The organism is Phenylobacterium deserti, assembly GCF_003254705.1.
In the GTDB taxonomy this organism is placed as follows: Bacteria; Pseudomonadota; Alphaproteobacteria; order Caulobacterales; family Caulobacteraceae; genus Phenylobacterium; species Phenylobacterium deserti.
This window is the reverse complement of the sequence record NZ_QFYR01000001.1, coordinates 417,256-434,881: the sequence shown is the minus strand read 5'-3', so window position 1 is coordinate 434,881 and position 17,626 is coordinate 417,256. Positions and strand designations below refer to the sequence as shown.

The 17,626-nt window shown below is 67.7% G+C and carries 17 protein-coding genes; 7 read left to right on the top strand and 10 right to left on the bottom strand.

From position 1 onward, the window contains the following. Nucleotides 1–10 precede the first annotated feature (10 nt). The gene (locus DJ018_RS02155) at nucleotides 11–934 is read left to right on the top strand and encodes a sulfite exporter TauE/SafE family protein (RefSeq protein WP_111513160.1); all 924 of its coding nucleotides are present in this window, start codon (nucleotides 11–13) and stop codon (nucleotides 932–934) included. Next, on the top strand, nucleotides 931–1,689 hold the full coding sequence (locus DJ018_RS02150; RefSeq protein WP_111513158.1) for a TIGR02186 family protein: 759 nt from the start codon (nucleotides 931–933) through the stop codon (nucleotides 1,687–1,689). Before DJ018_RS02155 ends, DJ018_RS02150 begins: the two co-directional genes overlap by 4 nt. Here the strand turns inward: DJ018_RS02150 and pdeM are convergent. Together pdeM and DJ018_RS02140 are read right to left on the bottom strand one after the other, a co-directional pair. Continuing rightward, complete coding sequence (gene pdeM / locus DJ018_RS02145) at nucleotides 1,686–2,411, bottom strand: ligase-associated DNA damage response endonuclease PdeM (RefSeq protein WP_240609431.1); 726 nt, start codon at nucleotides 2,409–2,411, stop codon at nucleotides 1,686–1,688. The genes DJ018_RS02150 and pdeM overlap by 4 nt on opposite strands. Continuing rightward, a complete protein-coding gene (locus DJ018_RS02140; protein WP_111513156.1) occupies nucleotides 2,408–4,873 on the bottom strand; it encodes a ligase-associated DNA damage response DEXH box helicase in 2,466 nt (821 codons plus the stop codon). The genes pdeM and DJ018_RS02140 overlap by 4 nt, the downstream gene beginning before the upstream one ends. Nucleotides 4,874–5,029: 156 nt before the next feature. On the opposite strand from DJ018_RS02140, the gene DJ018_RS02135 reads away from it, so the two are divergent. Continuing rightward, on the top strand, nucleotides 5,030–5,524 hold the full coding sequence (locus DJ018_RS02135) for an RcnB family protein (protein WP_111513154.1): 495 nt from the start codon (nucleotides 5,030–5,032) through the stop codon (nucleotides 5,522–5,524). Nucleotides 5,525–5,593: 69 nt separating this feature from the next. Here the strand turns inward: DJ018_RS02135 and DJ018_RS02130 are convergent, their stop codons facing one another. From DJ018_RS02130 to DJ018_RS02115, 4 genes are read right to left on the bottom strand one after another with little or no spacing between them, the layout of a single operon-like run. Next, complete coding sequence (locus tag DJ018_RS02130) at nucleotides 5,594–5,890, bottom strand: hypothetical protein (RefSeq protein ID WP_111513153.1); 297 nt, start codon at nucleotides 5,888–5,890, stop codon at nucleotides 5,594–5,596. Between the two features lie 51 nt (nucleotides 5,891–5,941). Continuing rightward, entirely contained in the window at nucleotides 5,942–6,526 is a 585-nt protein-coding gene (locus DJ018_RS02125) for a YdeI/OmpD-associated family protein (protein ID WP_111513151.1), read from the bottom strand. Nucleotides 6,527–6,528: 2 nt separating this feature from the next. After that, nucleotides 6,529–6,870, bottom strand: coding sequence for a VOC family protein (locus DJ018_RS02120; RefSeq protein ID WP_111513149.1), 342 nt, complete (start codon nucleotides 6,868–6,870; stop codon nucleotides 6,529–6,531). A 40-nt stretch (nucleotides 6,871–6,910) separates the two neighbouring features. Beyond that, nucleotides 6,911–7,576 (bottom strand): class I SAM-dependent methyltransferase, encoded by a 666-nt coding sequence (locus DJ018_RS02115; RefSeq protein ID WP_111513147.1) that lies wholly within the window; start codon nucleotides 7,574–7,576, stop codon nucleotides 6,911–6,913. Between the two features lie 165 nt (nucleotides 7,577–7,741). Here DJ018_RS02115 and DJ018_RS02110 point away from each other — a divergent pair, with 165 nt between their 5' ends. Further along, nucleotides 7,742–9,640, top strand: coding sequence for an ATP-binding protein (locus DJ018_RS02110; protein WP_111513145.1), 1,899 nt, complete (start codon nucleotides 7,742–7,744; stop codon nucleotides 9,638–9,640). Here the strand turns inward: DJ018_RS02110 and DJ018_RS02105 are convergent. Further along, the gene (locus tag DJ018_RS02105) at nucleotides 9,637–10,155 is read right to left on the bottom strand and encodes a MarR family winged helix-turn-helix transcriptional regulator (protein ID WP_111513144.1); all 519 of its coding nucleotides are present in this window, start codon (nucleotides 10,153–10,155) and stop codon (nucleotides 9,637–9,639) included. The genes DJ018_RS02110 and DJ018_RS02105 overlap by 4 nt on opposite strands. A gap of 183 nt (nucleotides 10,156–10,338) precedes the next feature. On the opposite strand from DJ018_RS02105, the gene DJ018_RS02100 reads away from it, so the two are divergent. Further along, nucleotides 10,339–11,832 (top strand): methyl-accepting chemotaxis protein, encoded by a 1,494-nt coding sequence (locus DJ018_RS02100; protein WP_111513142.1) that lies wholly within the window; start codon nucleotides 10,339–10,341, stop codon nucleotides 11,830–11,832. Nucleotides 11,833–11,978: 146 nt separating this feature from the next. Beyond that, nucleotides 11,979–12,569: a carbohydrate binding domain-containing protein gene (locus tag DJ018_RS02095; protein ID WP_165842772.1), complete on the top strand. Its 591-nt coding sequence runs from the start codon at nucleotides 11,979–11,981 to the stop codon at nucleotides 12,567–12,569. Between the two features lie 3 nt (nucleotides 12,570–12,572). Here the strand turns inward: DJ018_RS02095 and ubiA are convergent, their stop codons facing one another. After that, nucleotides 12,573–13,583 carry a 4-hydroxybenzoate octaprenyltransferase gene (gene ubiA, locus DJ018_RS02090; protein ID WP_111513139.1) on the bottom strand — a complete coding sequence of 337 codons (1,011 nt, stop codon included), beginning with the start codon at nucleotides 13,581–13,583 and terminating at the stop codon, nucleotides 12,573–12,575. 58 nt (nucleotides 13,584–13,641) lie between these two features. Here ubiA and DJ018_RS02085 point away from each other — a divergent pair, with 58 nt between their 5' ends. Next, nucleotides 13,642–15,438, top strand: coding sequence for an ABC transporter ATP-binding protein (locus DJ018_RS02085; protein WP_111514630.1), 1,797 nt, complete (start codon nucleotides 13,642–13,644; stop codon nucleotides 15,436–15,438). Here DJ018_RS02085 and DJ018_RS02080 read toward each other — a convergent pair. Beyond that, nucleotides 15,435–16,637: a winged helix-turn-helix domain-containing protein gene (locus DJ018_RS02080; protein WP_111513138.1), complete on the bottom strand. Its 1,203-nt coding sequence runs from the start codon at nucleotides 16,635–16,637 to the stop codon at nucleotides 15,435–15,437. The two genes, DJ018_RS02085 and DJ018_RS02080, sit on opposite strands and share 4 nt — an antisense overlap. After that, on the bottom strand, nucleotides 16,634–17,626 hold the full coding sequence (locus tag DJ018_RS02075) for an alpha/beta fold hydrolase (protein WP_111513136.1): 993 nt from the start codon (nucleotides 17,624–17,626) through the stop codon (nucleotides 16,634–16,636). The genes DJ018_RS02080 and DJ018_RS02075 overlap by 4 nt, the downstream gene beginning before the upstream one ends.

The following is a 17,626-nucleotide window of genomic DNA, read 5'->3' as shown; positions in this document are numbered from 1 at the left end:
GCGCTGAGGATTGGACCTGTACCTGCCCATCGCCGAGGTGTCGGTGAACGCGCCGCTGATCGTGGCGCTGGGCGCGCTGGTGGGCTTCATCTCCGGCCTGTTCGGCATCGGCGGCGGGTTCTTGATGACCCCCGTACTGGTCTTCCTGGGCATCCCTCCGGCCGTCGCCGTGGGCTCCATGTCCAACCACGTCGCCGCCTCCTCCATGTCCAGCGTGATCGCCTACGGCCGCAAGCGGGCCGTGGACTTTCGCATGGGCGCGGTGCTGGCGGCCGGCGGCGCGGTCGGCTCGGTGGTCGGCGTCGAACTGTTTCGTTGGCTGCGTCTGCTCGGCCAGGCCGACCTCGTAGTCGCCCTGTCCTACCTCATCTTCCTGGGCGTTATCGGCGGGCTCATGCTGATGGAGTCCCTGTCAGCCATGCTCCGCCGGCGCCGCAATGAGCCCCCGCCGCCCCGCCGCGACCGCCGCCCGCCCTGGCTCTACGGCCTGCCGCTGAAGATGCGCTTCCCGCGCTCACGTCTGTATATCAGCGTCATTCCTCCAGCCTTGCTTGGCGCCTTCGTGGGCATCCTGTCGGCCGTCATGGGCGTCGGCGGCGGCTTCGTCCTGGTCCCGGCCATGGTCTACATCCTGCGAATGCCGGCCGGCGTGGTGGTCGGCACCAGCCTGTTCCAGATCATCATCACCACGGCCCTGACCGGCGTCCTGCAGGCCGGCCGCAACCAGACCGTCGACATCCTGCTGGCCACCCTGCTGCTGTTCGGCGGGGTCCTCGGCGCCCAGTACGGCGCGCGGGCCTCGGCCCGCTTCCGGCCCGAGTCGCTGCGGGCCCTCCTGGCCCTGATCGTGCTGCTGGTCGGCCTGCGCATGGGGCTTGGGCTGTTCATTCAACCGGAAGAGCCGTTCGTCCTGATGAGCGGGGCCGGCGGATGATCCTCCAGCTCTCGCCGCCACCGCCAGCGGTCTCGGCGGCGCTCACCGAAACCCAGGTGCGGGTCAGCTCGGACTTCAGCGGCGCCCGCATCGTGCTCTATGGCGCCGTCTTCGATCCCGCCCAGCGTCCCAGCGACGTCGTGGTGATCGTGCGGGGACCCGACCAGCCGGTGCGCATCGCCCGGAAGGTGCGCGTCGCAGGCCTTTGGGTGAACAGCCGTCCCGTGGTGTTCCAAGGCGCGCCGGGCTTCTACATGGCCGCTTCCAACCGACCGTTGGAAGAGATCGCCCGCTTTGGCGTGCTGCGCCGCCTGGGCGCCGGCGTCGACCATCTGCCCATCCGCGCACCGGCCGAGCAGCGCATGGAAACCCGCTACGGGGTGCGCGACGTGGTGGTCAGCAGCCTGGGCGAAGACTACCTGCAATGGCGCAGGGCCGTCGTCCGCCTGAAGGTCAACAACAGGCTCTATGCTGAGGACCAGCGCGGCGTCAGCTTCGTCGATCGTGGCCTGTTCCGCGCCGAGATCGCGCTTCCGGCGCAGGCGCCTATCGGCGACTACCGGGCGGACATCGTGCTGTTCCAGAACGGCGTGCCGGTCTCCACCCGCACGCGCACCCTGACGGTCGAGAAGGTGGGCGTGGAGCGCACGCTCTACCTTTGGGCTCATGAGCGGCCGTGGCTCTACGGCCTCGGCGCCATGGCCTTCGCCCTGCTGGTCGGGTGGGGTGCGTCCCGCGTGTTCCGCAGGGACTAGTCGGCGCTGAGCGAGCGCCAGCCGATGGCGTGCACCCGGCCGCGGCCCAGCGCTCCGGCCAGAGGTGTGCGCACGAACAGCCCGGCGAATGCTGCGTCGCGGATGTTCAGCCCGCCCGCATAGGCGCCAAAGGCGGGCAGAATGGCGCGCTCGCCGTCAGTGACGAAGCACCGGCGCCGGACGCTGCCGCGCGCGCCAGAGACCTTGGCGGCGGGGTGGAGGTGCCCGGCGACCTCGCCGGGCTGCAGCCCTGCCTGGGGCTCGTGCCGAAGGAGGAGGCCTAGGATCGAGAGCTCGTCCGCGGTCTCTCCCGGCAGCGCCTGCGGACCGTCGGCGTCGTGGTTGCCGACGACCCAGATCAGCCGACGCCCACAAGCCAATGCCCGCAGCCGCGCGGCGTCGTCCGCCGCCAGCCGCCCCTCGGACTTGCGATCGTGGAACGTGTCGCCGAGCAGCACCACGGCCTCCGGCGTCAGCGCCTCCACCTCGGCTTCCAGGCGGCTCAGCGTCTCGCGGGTGTCGTAGGGCGGCAGCATCTGGCCGCGCGCCGCATAGGACGAGCCTTTCTCCAGGTGCAGGTCGGCCACCACCAGCGTGCGCGCGCCCTCCAGCCACAGGGCGCCGGACGCGCGCAGCACCACCTCTGTCCGACCGATCCAGGTGCGCAGACCGCCGCACGGGTTCTGGGCGAAGTCGTAGGTGAAGGACGCGATCGCGTTCACTGCAGGGCCTCGGCGATGAGCTCTTCTTCCGCGTCCGCCAGGATGGCGTCGGTCGCATCGCCCGGCGAGCGCTCCTTGCCGATCTCCAGCAGGATGGGGACCGAGAAGGGCGAAAGATGCTCGAGAGGCGCGTGCCGGATCCGGTCGCGGATGCGCGACAGAAGCTGCGAGAGGCGCGCCACGTCGATGAGGCCGGTCGCCGCATCCGCCCGAGCGCAGCGGAGCAGGAGGTGGTCCGGCTGGTGCCGGCGCAGGACGTCATAGATCAGGTCGGTAGAGAAGGTGATCTGCCGCCCCGTCTTCTGCTGCTCGCCGGGAAAGCGCCGCTCGATCAGGCCGGCGATGACGGCGCAGCCCTTGAACGCCCGCTTCATCATGAAGCTCTCGTTCAGCCAGTCCTCGAGGTCATCGCCCAGCATGTCTTCGGCGAACAGCTCGTCGAAATCGAGCCCGTCCATCGGCTTCAAAGCCCAGACCGCCAGGGCGTAGTCGTTGCACACGAAGCCGAGCGGTCCGACGCCAGCCCGCTCCAGACGACGCGTGAGCAGCATGGCGAGCGTCGTGTGCGCCAGCCGACCTTCGAAGGGATAGCAGACCAGGAAGTGCCGCTTCCCGCGAGGGAAGGTCTCCAGCAGCATCTCCTCCTCGCTGACGATCAGCGAGCGGTCCTTCTGCGCGCCTAGCCACTCGCAGACGTCGCGCGGCAGCACGCTCCAGTGGCTCTCGTCGAACATCAACTGGCGCACGCGCTTCGCGAGAAAGGTCGACAGGGCGAACTTCGAACCGCCCCAGGACGGCATCTTGGGATCCTTGTCCGCCGCAGGGCTCACCAAGACGTCGAGGTTGGTGACGCCTTCCAGCCGCCAGACCTGGCCGGCGAAGACGAAGGTGTCGCCGGGGTCCAGCATCTCCAGCATGCCCTCCTCGACTTCGCCGATCTTGCGCCCGCCGCGTCCGCCGCGCCCGGCCATTCGCACGCTGAGCACCGCCGGTGAAACGATGGCGCCGACATTCAGCCGGTGGCGCTGGGCGGTGGCTTGGTCGCGCACCTTCCACAGACCGTCGCGGCCTTTCACGATCCGGCGGAACCGGTCGTAAGTCTTAAGGGCGTATCCGCCGGTAGAGACGAAATCGACCACCTGTTCGAAATCTTCCCAGGCCAGATCCCGGTAAGGCCCAGCGGTTCGGACTTCGTCGTAGAGCTGCAGCAGGTCGAACGGCTCGGAGCAGGCGCAGCCCATGACGTGCTGGGCGAGCACGTCCAGTGCGCCGATCCGTGGCGGATCCCCATCGAGTGTGTTCTCGGCGATCGCCTCGCGAGCCGCCTGGCATTCCAGCATCTCGAACCGGTTGGCTGGAACGAACAGGGCGCGGGAGGGCTCGTCCAGCCGATGGTTCGCCCGCCCGATCCGCTGCACCATCCGCGAGGCGCCTTTGGGGCTGGCCAGCTGGATCACCAGGTCAACGTCGCCCCAGTCGATCCCCAGGTCCAAGGTCGAGGTGCAGACCACCGCGCGCAGCTCGCCGCGCGCCATCGCCGCCTCCACCTTCCGACGCTGTTCGGCCGCCAGGCTGCCGTGGTGCAGGGCGATGGGCAGGTTGTCCTCGTTCAGGCGCCAGAGCTCCTGGAAGGCGAACTCGGCCTGGAAGCGCGTGTTGACGAACACCAGCGCGGTGCGCGCCTTCTTGATGGTCTCGTAGACCTCCTCCATGGCGTGGCGCGCCGTATGGCCGGCCCACGGAACGCGCCCCTCGGAAAGCAGGATGTCGACCACCGGCTCGGCCCCGCCGGGTCCGCGGACCAGGTCAATGCTTTCAGGGCCGCCGATCCCGCCCATCCAGCGCTTGATCACCTCTGGGTCGTCGACGGTGGCCGACAGGCCCACGCGGCGCATGTTGGGCGCAAGCTGCTGGATGCGAGCCAGATCAAGCGCCAATAGGTCGCCGCGTTTGGAGGAGTGCAGGGTGTGGATCTCGTCCAGGATCACGCATCGCAGGCTCTCGAAGAAACCGCGCGCGCCTTCCCACGCGCAAAGCAGGGCCAGCTGCTCAGGCGTGGTCAGCAGGATGTCGGGCGGGGTCAGCCGCTGCCGCTGCCGTCGGGAGACGCCCGTATCCCCCGTGCGAGACTCCGCGGTTATCGGCAGACCCATCTGCAGGATGGGGGCGTTAAGGTTGCGCTCCACATCAACCGCCAGGGCCTTCAGCGGAGAGATGTAGAGGGTGTGCAGGCCAGGATGGGTGTTGGCTTTCGGGCGTTCGGCGAGCTCGATCAGACTGGGGAGGAAGCCCGCCAAGGTCTTGCCGCCGCCGGTGGGCGCGATCAGCAGGGCATCACGACCGGCGCGGGCTCGTTCGACCATCGCCAGCTGGTGTGGGCGCGCGCTCCAGCCGCGCTTTTCGAACCACGCCTGGAAGCGGGTGGGCAGGAGGTCAGGTGCGTTACCTGCGGCGTCAGCCATTCCCGCCCATATAGCACGTTCCCGTTCCGTTTCAGCCGGCTGCGTCAGATCGCGCGGTTCTGCGGTTCAGGCTGATGAACCGTGGCTGAACGCGCGGCGCTGGGAGCGTTCAGACGACAGGGCGCATTATCCGCGGCAAGAGAGGAGAGTGCCCCTATGAAGAAGCTCATTCTTGGCCTCGCCGCCGCCGCAATGACCCTGTCCAGCGGCGCGGCCCTGGCCCAACCCTACGGCTACGGCCCTGGCCGTGGCTACTACCGTGACAGCGACCGCGACGGACGGCCGGACCGTCGTGAGTGGAACCGGGATCGCGACCGCGATGGGCGACCGGACCAATTTGACCGCTACGACAATCGGCGCGGCTATCGCGGCGGCTACCGTGGCAACTACTACAGCGGCCAGCGTTGGAGCCGAGGTCAGGTCTACCCGTATTGGCGCGACCGCGGCTACTACATCAGCGACTATCGTGCCTACCGCCTCCCGCCGCCCCGTCCGGGCTATCGCTACTACCGTTCGGACAACGGCGACGTCGTGATGGCGGCCATCGCCTCCGGCCTCATCGGCCTGGTGATCGGCGGCGCCCTCAGCGACAACAATGACCGCGGCTATTACGGCAACGGCTACTACGGCAACGGCTACTACGGCTACTAGCCGCCGTCCGAGCTACTGGAGAGGGGAGGCCCGGTGTCCGCTGCGGACGCCGGGCCTTCCTTTTGGGCGTCAGCCGCCAGCGACCCGGTTGTTCTCGCCAGCGCCGCCGCTGTGGGGCGGCCGGTCGCCGTCACCCTGCTGGTTTCCGGTGTCTGGACCTGGATCGCTGTCGTCCAGCCAGGAGCCGGAGCCGACGTCCGCGGCGCCGTAGGGCGGACCGTCGCCCACAGGCGTCGTATGGCTGCTGGCCGATTGACCCGTCGGAATGGACGCGCCGGGGCCGGCCTCAGGCAGAGGGGCGTCGTTCACATCGCGCGTGTGAACGTGGCGGTCGGTCCCGCCGGATTGAGGTGTGCTCTCGTTCATGGGCTGCTCCTTCTCTCCCGCGTAACCGGCGGGAGAGGGAGCGGTTGCGGCTCAGCTGCCGCCAGAACGCCGCTTGAGGTGGGGCAGGTCGTCACCTGCGGTGCAGACTTCGATGAGGCTCGCAAGACGCCGATCGCGCGTTTCCGTCCGCTTTGCGGAGACCACCCACCAGACCGCGGCATGCCGGTAGGACGCAGGCCGTGTCTGGAAGTGGGCCCAAGCCGGAGCCTGCATCTGAAACTGCGCCGCCTCCGCTTCCGAAAGCTTCGCGTCCCGGTTCTCGAACGAGTAGCGCCCGGTGTTCTCGCGTCCTGCCTCGAACACTGCAAGTCCTGCCTCGGTCATCCGCCCGCTCGCCTGAAGCTCCGCCACCTTGCGGATGTTAACCGCGCTCCAGATGCTGCCGCGTCTGCGAGGTGTGAAGCGAATGCAGTAGCTGTCGTCGTCGATCCGCCGCCGCACCCCGTCGATCCAGCCAAAGCACAGCGCCTCGTCGACGCTTTCAGGCCAGGTGATCGATGGCTTGCCAGTTCCCGCCTTCCAGAAGCCGACGAAAATCTCCGTCGCGCCCTGGTGGTTGGCCTTCAACCAGGCGCGCCATGCGGCAGGCGTTTCGAAGAAGGCCGGCTGTGGCAAGCCTACTCGCTCCAGGCCGCCAGCTCGACGCCGCCCGGGTCGCGGAAGTGGAAGCGCCGTCCGCCGGGGAAGCTGAAGATCGGGCGCGTGATCTCGCCGCCGGCTTCGCGGACCCGCGCCTCCAGCGCTTCGAGATCTTCAGCATAGAGGACAACCAGTGGGACCTTCGCACCCGTGTCGTCCGCCCCGTTGTGGAAGCCTCCCTCCAGGCCCTCGTCAAACGCGGCGTAGTCCGGGCCGTAATCCGTGAAGCTCCAGCCGAACGCCTGCGCGTAGAAGCTCTTGGTCGCCGGAAGGTTGGTCGAAGGCATCTCGACGTAATCCACCTTGCCGTCCTTGCGCATCGGAGCCTCCGTCGTTCTTGATATGTTCGGGTCTAGGCGTTCAGTCGGAGACTGTCCAGACCGACGTTCTCTTGATCTCGAAATCCTCGAGCTCGCGCGTGGTGGGCACTTGGTATTCTGCGAGCTTCCGCAGACCGGTCTTCGGGAAGTACGTCCGGCCTGGATCGCCCACCAGCACGGTGGCGCCCTGAGCGCGCGCCGCATGCAGCCAAGCCATCACCTGCTCCGCCAGTGGCTTCTCATAGCAGATGTCACCGGCCAGGATGACCTCCGCCCAGCCGGGCGGGGCGACCTCCAGGAGGTTCTCGCCAGTGTAGCGGCACTCAACGCCGTTGGCCTCGGCGTTCAGCTGTACCGCCGCCTCGCAGAACGGGTCGATGTCGGCGGCGAGCACATCCGCAGCGCCCGCCATCATGGTGGCTATCGCCACGATCCCGGAGCCCGAGGCGAAATCGACCACGCGCTTGCCCGCCACGACGTTGGGGTGATCCAGCACATAGCGGGCGAGGGCCTGGCCGCCGGCCCAGGCGAAGGCCCAGAACGGCGGCGGCACGCCCATGGCTTCCAGGGCTTCTTCCGTCAGCCGCCAGATGGGCGTGATTTCGTCCGCCAGTTGCAATCTGAGCTCGGGCGTGTGCGGCGGATGCTGCTGGCGGGTGTTCTGGAGGATGAAGGCGCGTCGGCCCTCGAGGCTGGGCTCGATCATGCCGGCACCATGACCCCAGCGCTTGTCAGGTCAATCGCCGCCGCCGAACAGATCAAGCTGCGTCAGACAGTTAGCGGCGGAAAACTGCGGTTCCTTCAGAAATTGGTCCTTAACACATGTAAGACCAGATGGCCGTCTGAGATCTGACCCGAGGGGCGGGCCGGAATGGCTGTTGCAACTCTTCCGTTTGTCGCCCAGCGGGCGCGGCTGCAGGCCCAAGTGGTCGGCGTTGCGCTGACCGCGACCATCACGGCGCTGCTTGCCGCTTTTGCGATCTATCAGTGGACCAACTGGAGTTCCGATCGCGAGGACCTCGCGCACCAGTCGCTGGAGCTTGCCGAGACCTTGGCCGGTGCTGCTCATGCCGGCCTCATGCAAGGCGATGAGGAAGCTGTGCGGCGCGCAACGGCGCTGCTCATTGGAAGCGAGCACACCGTAGACGCAGCCTATATCGCGGTGGACGGCCGGAGGCTGGAACTTGGCGGACAGGACGGGACCTTGGCCCGTCTGGAAGCAAACGGCGCGCGCGTCCCCACGGTGATCTTCCGCCGTCCAGGCCTGGAAGTGCATGTGCCTCGCTACGAGAGCGAACGCCGGGTGGGCGAGCTGATCCTGCGCGCGAACGACAGCAAGCTGGTGGATCAGCGGCTGCACAACATCGCGATCGCGCTGGTCCTGTCTCTTCTGGCCACTGCAGCGGCGGGTCTGATGGCCAACCGTCTTGCGAAGCGCGCCCTTCAACCCCTGGCGGCGCTGAACAGCGCGGTGGAGTCCCTGGCTGCCTCGCGCGACTTCACGGCCCGGGCGCCGGTGACCACCGACGATGAGGTGGGCCGGCTGACGCGCAACTACAATTCCCTTCTGCAGGTGCTGCAGGACTACGACGCCGAACTGCGCAGGGCGCTCGACGAGGTGATCGCCGCGCGCGACGAAGCCGAAGAAGCCAATGTGCTGAAGTCCCAGTTCCTGGCGAACATGGGCCACGAGATCCGCACCCCGCTGAACGGCGTGCTCGGCATGACCCAGGCTCTGCTGATGGATCGTCCGAGCGCCCGCCAACGCGAGCGCTTGGAGGTCATTCAGGACTCCGGTTCGGCCTTGCTCTGCGTTCTGTCGGACGTGCTGGATCTGGCGCAGATCGAGTCCGGCGACTTGGCGCTCGCCTGCGCACCGTTCGAGCTCGAAGAAGTGGTGCGCGAAGGCTGCGCGGTGGCCAATACCTTGGCGGAATCGCGCGGCGTCGGCTTTGCGATCTACCTGGAGTCGGGTGTGCAGGGGCGCTGGCAAGGCGACGCGGTTCGGCTGCGGCAGGTGATCTACAACCTCGTTTCGAACGCCCTGAAGTTCACCGAGACCGGGCAGGTGCGGGTCACCGTCGCCGTCGACGACAAGAGCCAGGGCGTGGTGATCAGCGTGATCGATACCGGCATCGGAATCTCGCCAGAGCTGCTGCCGCGTCTGTTCGGCAAGTTCGTCCAGGGCGACGCCGGCGCGACCCGCCGGTTCGGAGGCGCTGGCGTGGGGCTGGCCATCTGCCGCAGCCTCGTCGACCTGATGGGCGGCGAGATCGAGGTGGAGAGCCGACAGGGCGATGGCAGCGTGTTCCGCGTCCGCCTGCCGTTGGCGCGCACCGAAACCGACGCAGCGGAGGCCGAGGCGGAGGCGCGGGATCTCACCGAACTGCGGGTGCTGGTCGCCGAGGACAACGAGACCAACCAGCGCGTCGTGCGCACCGTTCTGAACGCGTTGGGAATCGATCCCGTGGTTGTCGCCGACGGCCGCGCCGCCGTGGAGGCGTGGAGCCGCGAGCGCTTCGACCTGATCTTGATGGACATTCAGATGCCGGTGCACGACGGCGTGGCCGCCACCCGCGACATTCGCCAGCTGGAAGCTGAAAAGGGCCTGCCCCCGACCCGCATCGTCGCTCTCACCGCCAACGCCATGCCGCACCAGACCGCGCAGTACGCGGCGGCAGGCATGGACAGCGTGGTGCCCAAGCCGATCATGATCGATCAGCTCGCGGCGGCGTTGGCTGGGGTCGGACCGGAGCTCCGAGCCGCTTAGGCGGGATCGCTCTCGACGGGGGCCGCACGGAGCATTGCGGCGTTCAGGACCTGCAGGGTGGAACGCAGCTCGGCCAGCTCTTCACCCGTAAGCGGAATGCGGCGACCCACTTCGCGCCGGATCTCCGCCACCTGATCGCGTAGCTCCCAGCCTCTTTCGGACAGGTCCACCCAGACCCGACGTTCGTCCTGGGTGTCACGGGTGCGCTTCAACAGGCCGCCCGACTCCATGCGCTTCACCAGCGGGGTGATGGCACCGGTGTCCATGTGCAGCGCCTCGCGCAGGTCGCCCATGGTGCAGCGGCCCCGCTCCCAGAGCACCAACAGCACCAGGTACTGCGGGTGCGTCAGGTCGAGCGGCTTCAGCAGGTTGCGGTAGATTCGCGTGATCAGGCTGTCCGAGACCTGCAGCGCCAAGCACAGCTGACTGTCGAGGCAAAGCTCGGGGTAGGGCGGCAAGCCTTCCGGGCGCCCGGCGCCGCGCGACAACCTAGGGGCTGGTTCTGCTTCGAACATGCAACCATCACGGCTGTTCGTGCTGAAGATTCGGTAAAGGTGAAAAGGTTCCCTGCAATTATTTGCAAATTGATCCGGTCGGGATCGAAAATATCGAGTGCGATATAATCTTCCTTAAGCCTGATGCTTCAAAAGGTCGCGGCATGAAGGGCTCACGCCCCGTCCCGAACCGAAGGAGCTTGCATGTTCAAGACCGGGAAGGCCCGCGAGAACGCGCGGCGACAACAGCAGCATGTGGCCGATCTTGAGAGCATCGTGAACGCGATCGAGCGGTCCCAGGCGGTGATCGAGTTTCAGCTGGACGGCACCATCGTGCGCGCCAACAGCAACTTCCTTGGCGCGGTGGGCTACACCGCTGACGAGGTCGTCGGCCGCAAGCACAGCATCTTCGTCGACGCCGAATACGCCGCCAGCCCCGAGTACCGGGATTTCTGGGCCGCGCTGAACCGCGGGGAGTTCTTCTCCAACAAGTACCGCCGGCTCGGAAAGGGCGGCCGGGAGATCTGGATCCAAGCCACCTACAACCCGGTGTTCGACGCCGAAGGCCGCCCGTTCAAGGTCATCAAGTTCGCCAGCGACGTCACTGAGGTCGAGCAGGAGCGGGCGCGCAACGAACGCGAGCGCCGCGAGATCAAGGCGCGCCAGGACCAAGCCATGTCGGAGCTGGGCGCGAAGCTGTCGGGTCTGGCGAACGGCGACCTGCGCGGTCGCATCGGCGACGACTTCCCCGAGGAATACGGGCCGCTGAAGGCGGACTTCAACAATGCCGTAAGCCGCCTGGCGGAAGTCATGGGCGTGATCATCTCGACGGCTGACAGCATCGGCGCGACCACCAGCACCATCAGCCAGGCCGCGGATGATCTTTCTCGCCGCACCGAGCAGCAGGCCGCCAGCTTGGAAGAGACGGCGGCGGCCTTGGACCAGATCACCGCCACCGTGAAGCGCTCTGCCGAAGGCGCTCGTCAGGCTAACTCTGTCAGCACGGCTGCGCGGGACGACGCCCACGCCTCGGGCGACGTGGTGCGTAACGCGGTCGCGGCCATGGGTCAGATCGAGCAGTCCGCTCGCCAGATCAGCCAGATCATCGGCGTCATCGACGAGATCGCCTTTCAGACCAACCTCCTGGCCTTAAACGCGGGCGTGGAAGCGGCGCGGGCCGGGGAAGCCGGTCGTGGTTTCGCCGTGGTTGCTTCTGAAGTGCGCGCCCTGGCGCAGCGTTCGGCGGACGCCGCCAAGGAGATCAAGGCCCTCATCTCGACCTCAAGCGATCAGGTGAACACCGGGGTCGAGCTGGTCCGTAAAGCCGGCGAGGCGCTGGAGCGCATCGTGGGTCAGGTGGGCGAGATCAACGGCTTGGTGGCCGAGATCGCCACCGCCGCCCAGGAGCAGGCCACCGGCATCAACGAGGTCAACACGGCCGTCAATCAGATGGACCAGATGACCCAGCAGAACGCCGCCATGGTCGAGGAGTCGACGGCCGGCAGCCACGCCCTGGCGCAGGAAGCCTTGGAGCTCACCCGCCTCATGAAGATGTTCGCGGTCGACGAACAAGCCGGTCGTCCGGCGTCCCATGCTGTGTCCCACACGCCCTCGTACGAGCGGGTCCGCCGCGCGAGCGCCAACGGCGCGGCCCTGAAACTGGTCACGGCCAGTGATGCGGCCTGGCAGGATTTCTGACGGTCAGGCGCGGGATTACCGAGCTTGATCCGGCACTTGCCTGTGCACCGGCGACCGTGCAGCTTGGGCGCGTCGCCGCTGCTGCGGTGATGCGGCGCCGGGCGCAAGACCCGGGCCGGGGAAAGGGAACAGCTCGGGAGATCCCCATGAGACAGGCCAAGATTCTGGCGGCCATCGTGCTTGGCCTTGCGGCCGGCGCGGGCCTGGCCACCGGCGCCTTCGCGCGGCAGGACGACATCCTCAAGAACCGGATCGACGATCCAAAGAAGGATCACTGGACCACTCAGGGAACGGAGCAGAAGACCTCGGTCGCCAAGTCAGACGGCGTACCGGGCGGTTTTGCGTACCGTGTGAAGGTCAACACCGCGGGGCCGAACGACTGGTCGACGGCCGCCTCAACCACGATCGCGGGGCCGATCAAGAAGGGCGACGTGGTGCTGTTCGCGTTCTGGGCGCGGGCCGAGAAGCCGCCGAAGGGCGCTGAAGCGGTTCGGGTGAATGCGCGCGTCCAGCAATCCGCTGCGCCTTACACGGGGGTGGTGGAGGCCTTCGATGTGCCGATCGGGCCGGAGTGGAAGATGTATTTCGCCAGCGGCAAGTCGCCGATCGACCTTGGCGCCGGCCAAGCCAACGCCGCCGTGCACCTGGGCAAGGCGGTCCAGACGGTGGACCTTGGTCCATCCATGGTCCTGGACTTCGGCCCGGACTACCCCCTGGCCAAGCTACCGAAGAACTGAGGCTCAAAGCGGCGGGGCGTGGAAACTCCCCGCCACGATCGCGGCGAACAGGATCAGCCCCGCCCAGGCGTTCGACTTGAAGAGCTTGAGCGCCAGGATCGGCTGATCCATCCGCACCTTCCAGGCTTGCTGGAACAGCCGAACGGCATAGAGGCCGAGCAGGGCGTAGAAGGCCCAGTTCATCCCTGCCAACCAGCCGGCCAGGGCGGCGAAGGCGACGGTCAGACCATAGAAGCCGGCGACGGCGCGAGGCGTCGCCGCACCCAGCCGCCGCGCGGTGGACTTCACCCCTGCCAAGGCGTCGTCCTCCAGGTCCTGAATGGCGTAGATCGTGTCATATCCGAGCGTCCAGAAGATGCCGGATGCATAGAGCGCCAGCGCAGGCCATCCGAGCTCGCCCCAGGCTCCCGGAACGAACGCGATTTCCTCGCCGCTGCTCGCCAGAACCCAGCCCCAGAGCACCAGAAGACCGCCGCCTGGCGCAGCCGCATAGCCCAGCAGCGCGCCCCAGTTGAAGGTCAGGCCCAGCCAGGCCTGCGGCCACCAGGTGATGCGCTTCATGAAGGGATAGGCGGCCACCAGCGCCAGCGAGGCGACGCCAAGTCCGATCGCCAGCGGCGACAGGGTGAAAAGGATCACACAGGAGATCAGGCTGCAGGCGATCAGAAAGCCCCAGGCTTGCTTCACGCTGATCTGTCCGGACGCGACGGGGCGCCCGGCGGTCCTGGCCACCTTGGCGTCGAAGTCGCGATCGACGATGTCATTGAAGGCGCAGCCCGCCGCCCGCATCAGCGCGGCGCCGACGAAGATCTCCAGCAGCAGGAAGAAATCCGGCCGCAGGCCCTGGACGGCCGCCGCCAGCGCCACCCCCTGCCAGCCGGGCAGCATCAGCAGCCATATTCCCGCCGGGCGGTCGAACCGTCCGAGCTTCAGCCAAGGCCGCAGGGGCGCCGGTGCGAGCCGGTCCACCCAGTTGGTTGGGGCGGCGTCGGGAAGCGGAGCGGTGTGGGTCATGCCGCCGTCCTAGCAGAAACTGGCGCACAGGCGGGACTCTCCCCATGTGCTCGGCCTCATGAGCGAAGACTTCGACGAGGACGAGGGCGGCAAGCGCCCGCGCGTTCTGAACAACCGCCAGGTGATGGGCTTCATCGCCCGCTTCTGGGCGCGGCGGCCCTGGTTGCTGACCGGGACGGTGGTGCTGACCTTGGCCGCCATCGGCTTCGACCTGGCGCTGCCCTGGGCGGCCGGACGGCTGGTGGATGCGGTGAGCGCGGGACCTGCGAACCTCGATCCGGCATGGACCGCCTGGGCGACCTTCGTGGGCGTCTACTTCACCTTCTCAGTGGTGCGGAACATCGCCATGCGGTTCTGGATTCCGCTCGCCTCCGCCAACATGAAGGAGATCACCGACGAGGGCTTCGCCAAGGTGCAGTCGTTCTCGTCCGACTGGCACGCCGACACCTTCGCCGGATCCACGGTGCGGCGCCTCTCGCGGGCCATGTGGGGCTATGACGCCGTCTCCGACGCGGCCCTGATCTGGCTGGGCCCCGCGATCCTGGTGCTCCTGGGCATGTGCGGCATGATGCTGATGCGCTGGCCCATCGTCGGCGCCTTCGCCATCGTGGTGGTGGCGCTCTACATCGCCTCGAACATCATCCTCACCGAGAAGTACGCCCGACCCGCCAACCTGAAGTCCGTGGCCATGGACTCCAAGATCGGCGGCGTGCTGTCGGACGCCATCTCCTCGATCGCGACGGTGAAAAGCTTCGGCGCGGAAGACCGCGAGCAGAGCCGTATCGGGCAGGTGACGGAGGAGTGGCGGATCGCGTCCAACCGCACCTGGACGCGCTTCACCGACATCTGGCTGGTGCACAATCTGATGCTGGTCGGCCTCCAGGCTGGGCTTACCGGGCTGCTCGTCTGGCTGTGGTCGCAGGGGCGCGCCAGCCCCGGCGACGTGGCCTTCGCTATCACCTCCTTCATGCTGATGAGCGGCTACCTGCGGAACCTGGGCGAGAACATCCGCTCCACCCAGAAGGGCCTGGACGACGCCGAGGACGTCGCCCGCTATATGGCCATGAGCCCGCAGGTGGAGGACGCGCCCGACGCCCGCGACTTCCATCCCGAGTTCGGCGGCATCGAGTTCCAGGGCGTGACCTTCGCCTACAAGGCCGCTGCCGGACCCCTCTATGATCGCTTCTCCCTCAGCATCGCGCCGGGCGAGAGGGTGGCTCTGGTGGGGGCGACCGGGGCCGGCAAATCGACCTTCGTGAAGCTGATCCAGCGCCTCTACGATATTCAGGGCGGCCGGATCCTGATCGACAGCCAGGACATCGCCCACGTGACGCAAGGCTCCCTGCGTCGGGCCATCGCCGTCGTCCCGCAGGACCCCGCCCTGTTCCACCGCACCCTGGCCGAGAACATCGCCTACGCCCGCCCCGACGCGACGGAGGACGAGATCATCCTGGCGGCCAAGCGCGCCCGCGCCCACGAGTTCATCACCCGCCTGCCGGAGGGCTATCAGACGCTCGTCGGCGAGCGCGGGGTGAAGCTTTCCGGCGGCGAGCGCCAGCGTGTGGCGATCGCAAGGGCCTTCCTGGCCGACGCCCCAATCTTGGTGCTGGACGAGGCGACGTCCTCGCTCGATGTGGAGACCGAAAGCCAAGTGCAGGAGGCTATGGAGGAGCTGATGGTCGGTCGCACGACTATCGTCATCGCCCACCGCCTCTCCACCATCCGCGGGGCGGATCGCATTCTGGTGTTCGAGAACGGTCGCGTCATCGAGGAAGGCCGCCACGCCGACCTCGTCAAACGCGGCGGCGCCTACGCCCGCTTGAACGCGGTTACGGAAGGCGCCGGGCTCTCCTAAGCGAACGCTCCGGCCAACCGCTCCGCCAGATCCCCCTTCGGCTCCACCCGCACGCTCTGCAGCCCTAGCCATTCGGCCATCAGCCGCAGCTCCTCGGCCAGCCGCACCGGCGTCGTCGCGCTCGCCCAGGGTTCGGCATGCGCCGCTTGCACCACCAGGATGCCCGCCTTGCGCTCGGCCTTCAGGTCCACCCGCGCGGTGATGGCGTCGCCCTCGAGGAAGGGCAGGACGTAGTAGCCGTGGGTGCGCTTCTCTGCGGGCGTGTAGATCTCCAGCCGCACGCGCACGCCAAACATCCGTTCCGTGCGCTCCCGGAACCAGATCAGGTTGTCGAAAGGCGAGAGCAGGGCCTGCATATCCATCCGCCGCGGGCGGCGGGCGTTCGGATCCAGATAGGCCGTCTCCCGCCAGCCCTTCACCGTCACGGGAAGCAGCTCGCCAGCCTCCGCCAATTCGGCGACGCGCGCCTTGGCCTCGGCCACGCCCATTCGGAAGTAGTCCCGCAGGTCCCGCTCGGTAGCCACGCCCATGGCTCGCGCGGCGATGCGGACCAGTTCGCGCTGCGCGTCTTCGCGGCTCGGCGTCGGCGTCTCAAGGATGGCGCGCGGCAGCACCTTGTCGGGCAGGCCGTAGACACGCTCGAACGTCCCGCGCCGTGTGGCGGTGGTCAGCTCGCCGGTCCAGAACAGGCACTCAGCCGCCCGCTTGGCGTCGCTCCAGCCCCACCAGCCGCCAGCGCCCTTCACGCCGATCTCCAGGTCGGACGCCGAGAGCGGCCCGCGTTCGCGGATCTGCTCGAGCGCCCGGTCCACCACCGGCCGATGTTCCCGCAGGAACCGCGCGACGTTCTTCCATACCCCTACACCGTCGTGCGCATCCGCCATGCGCCAGCGCAGCAGCGGCTGGGCGGCCAGGGGCAGCAGGGAGGCCTCATGCGCCCAGTATTCGAACAGCGGCCGCTTCTTCCCCCAGGCCAACTCCTCGAGCATCTCGCGCGGGTAGGCCCCTAAGCGGGAAAACGCCGGCAGGTAATGCGTACGCGAGACGACGTTGACGCTGTCGATCTGCACCACGCCCAATCGCTCGATCAGCTTCGTCAGCTGCCGGCGGGCCGTGTCCGGTCCGGGCCGCACCCCTCCGAAGCCCTGCGCCGCAAGGGCGATGCGCCGGGCCTCGCCGGCCGACAGCGTGGCTTTCATTCGCGCGCCAGGCCCTGCAGCAACGCCGCGTGGAATTCGTCGGGCGCTTCGATCTGCGGCGCGTGACCCAGGCGGGCGAACTCCACCAGCCGGGCGCTCGGGATACCGCGAGCCGCCGCACGGCCGAGCGCCGGATAGTCGCCGAGCGTCTTCTGAACCTCCGGCGTGGCGCGCGTGCCGCCTGGGGCAGTCCGGTCCGTCTGGCCGATCAGCAGCAGGGTGGGGACCGAGATCCTTGCAAACTCGTAGACCACCGGCTGGGTGAAGATCATGTCGCTGGTCAGGGCCTGGTTCCAGGCCACCGCCCGCTTGCCTGGCCCGGCATACAGGCCCGCTTGCATGCCCACCCACTTGTCGTACTCGGGCCGCCAGCCGCCTGGGTAGTAGAACTTGAGTTGGTAGGCCTTGATGCTCTGGAACGTCGTCTTGAGCTCGGTCTGCAGGTTCTCGTCCACCGTGGCGTAGGGCACGCCCTTGGCCTTCCAGTCCTCCAGCCCGAGGGGGTTGACCATCACCAGCTGCTCCACCTCGGTCGGATAGGTGAGGGCGTATCGCGCCGCCAGCATTCCGCCCATGGAATGGCCGACGATCACCGCCTTCTCCACCCCTCGCGCCCTCAGCAACGCCCGCGTGTTGGTCGCCAGCTGGTGAAAGCTGAACTGATAGGCGGATGGCTTGGACGATTTGCAGAAGCCGATCTGGTCCGGCGCGATCACCCGGTAACCTGCGTCGCTCAGCTTGCGGATCGTGGCTTCCCACGTTCCAGCGCAGAAATTCTTGCCGTGCAGCAGCACAACGGTGCGGCCGTTTGGGCGGCTCGGCGCCACGTCGATGAAGGCCATTTCCAGATCCTGGCCCTGGCTCGTCAGGGCGAATTGCTGGACCGGAAAGGCGTACTCGAAACCCTCCAGCCGCGGCCCATAGCTTTGTGTCTGGGCGGCCGCCGGAGCGGCGGTCAGCAGGACGGCAAGGCTCAAGGCGCGCAGCAT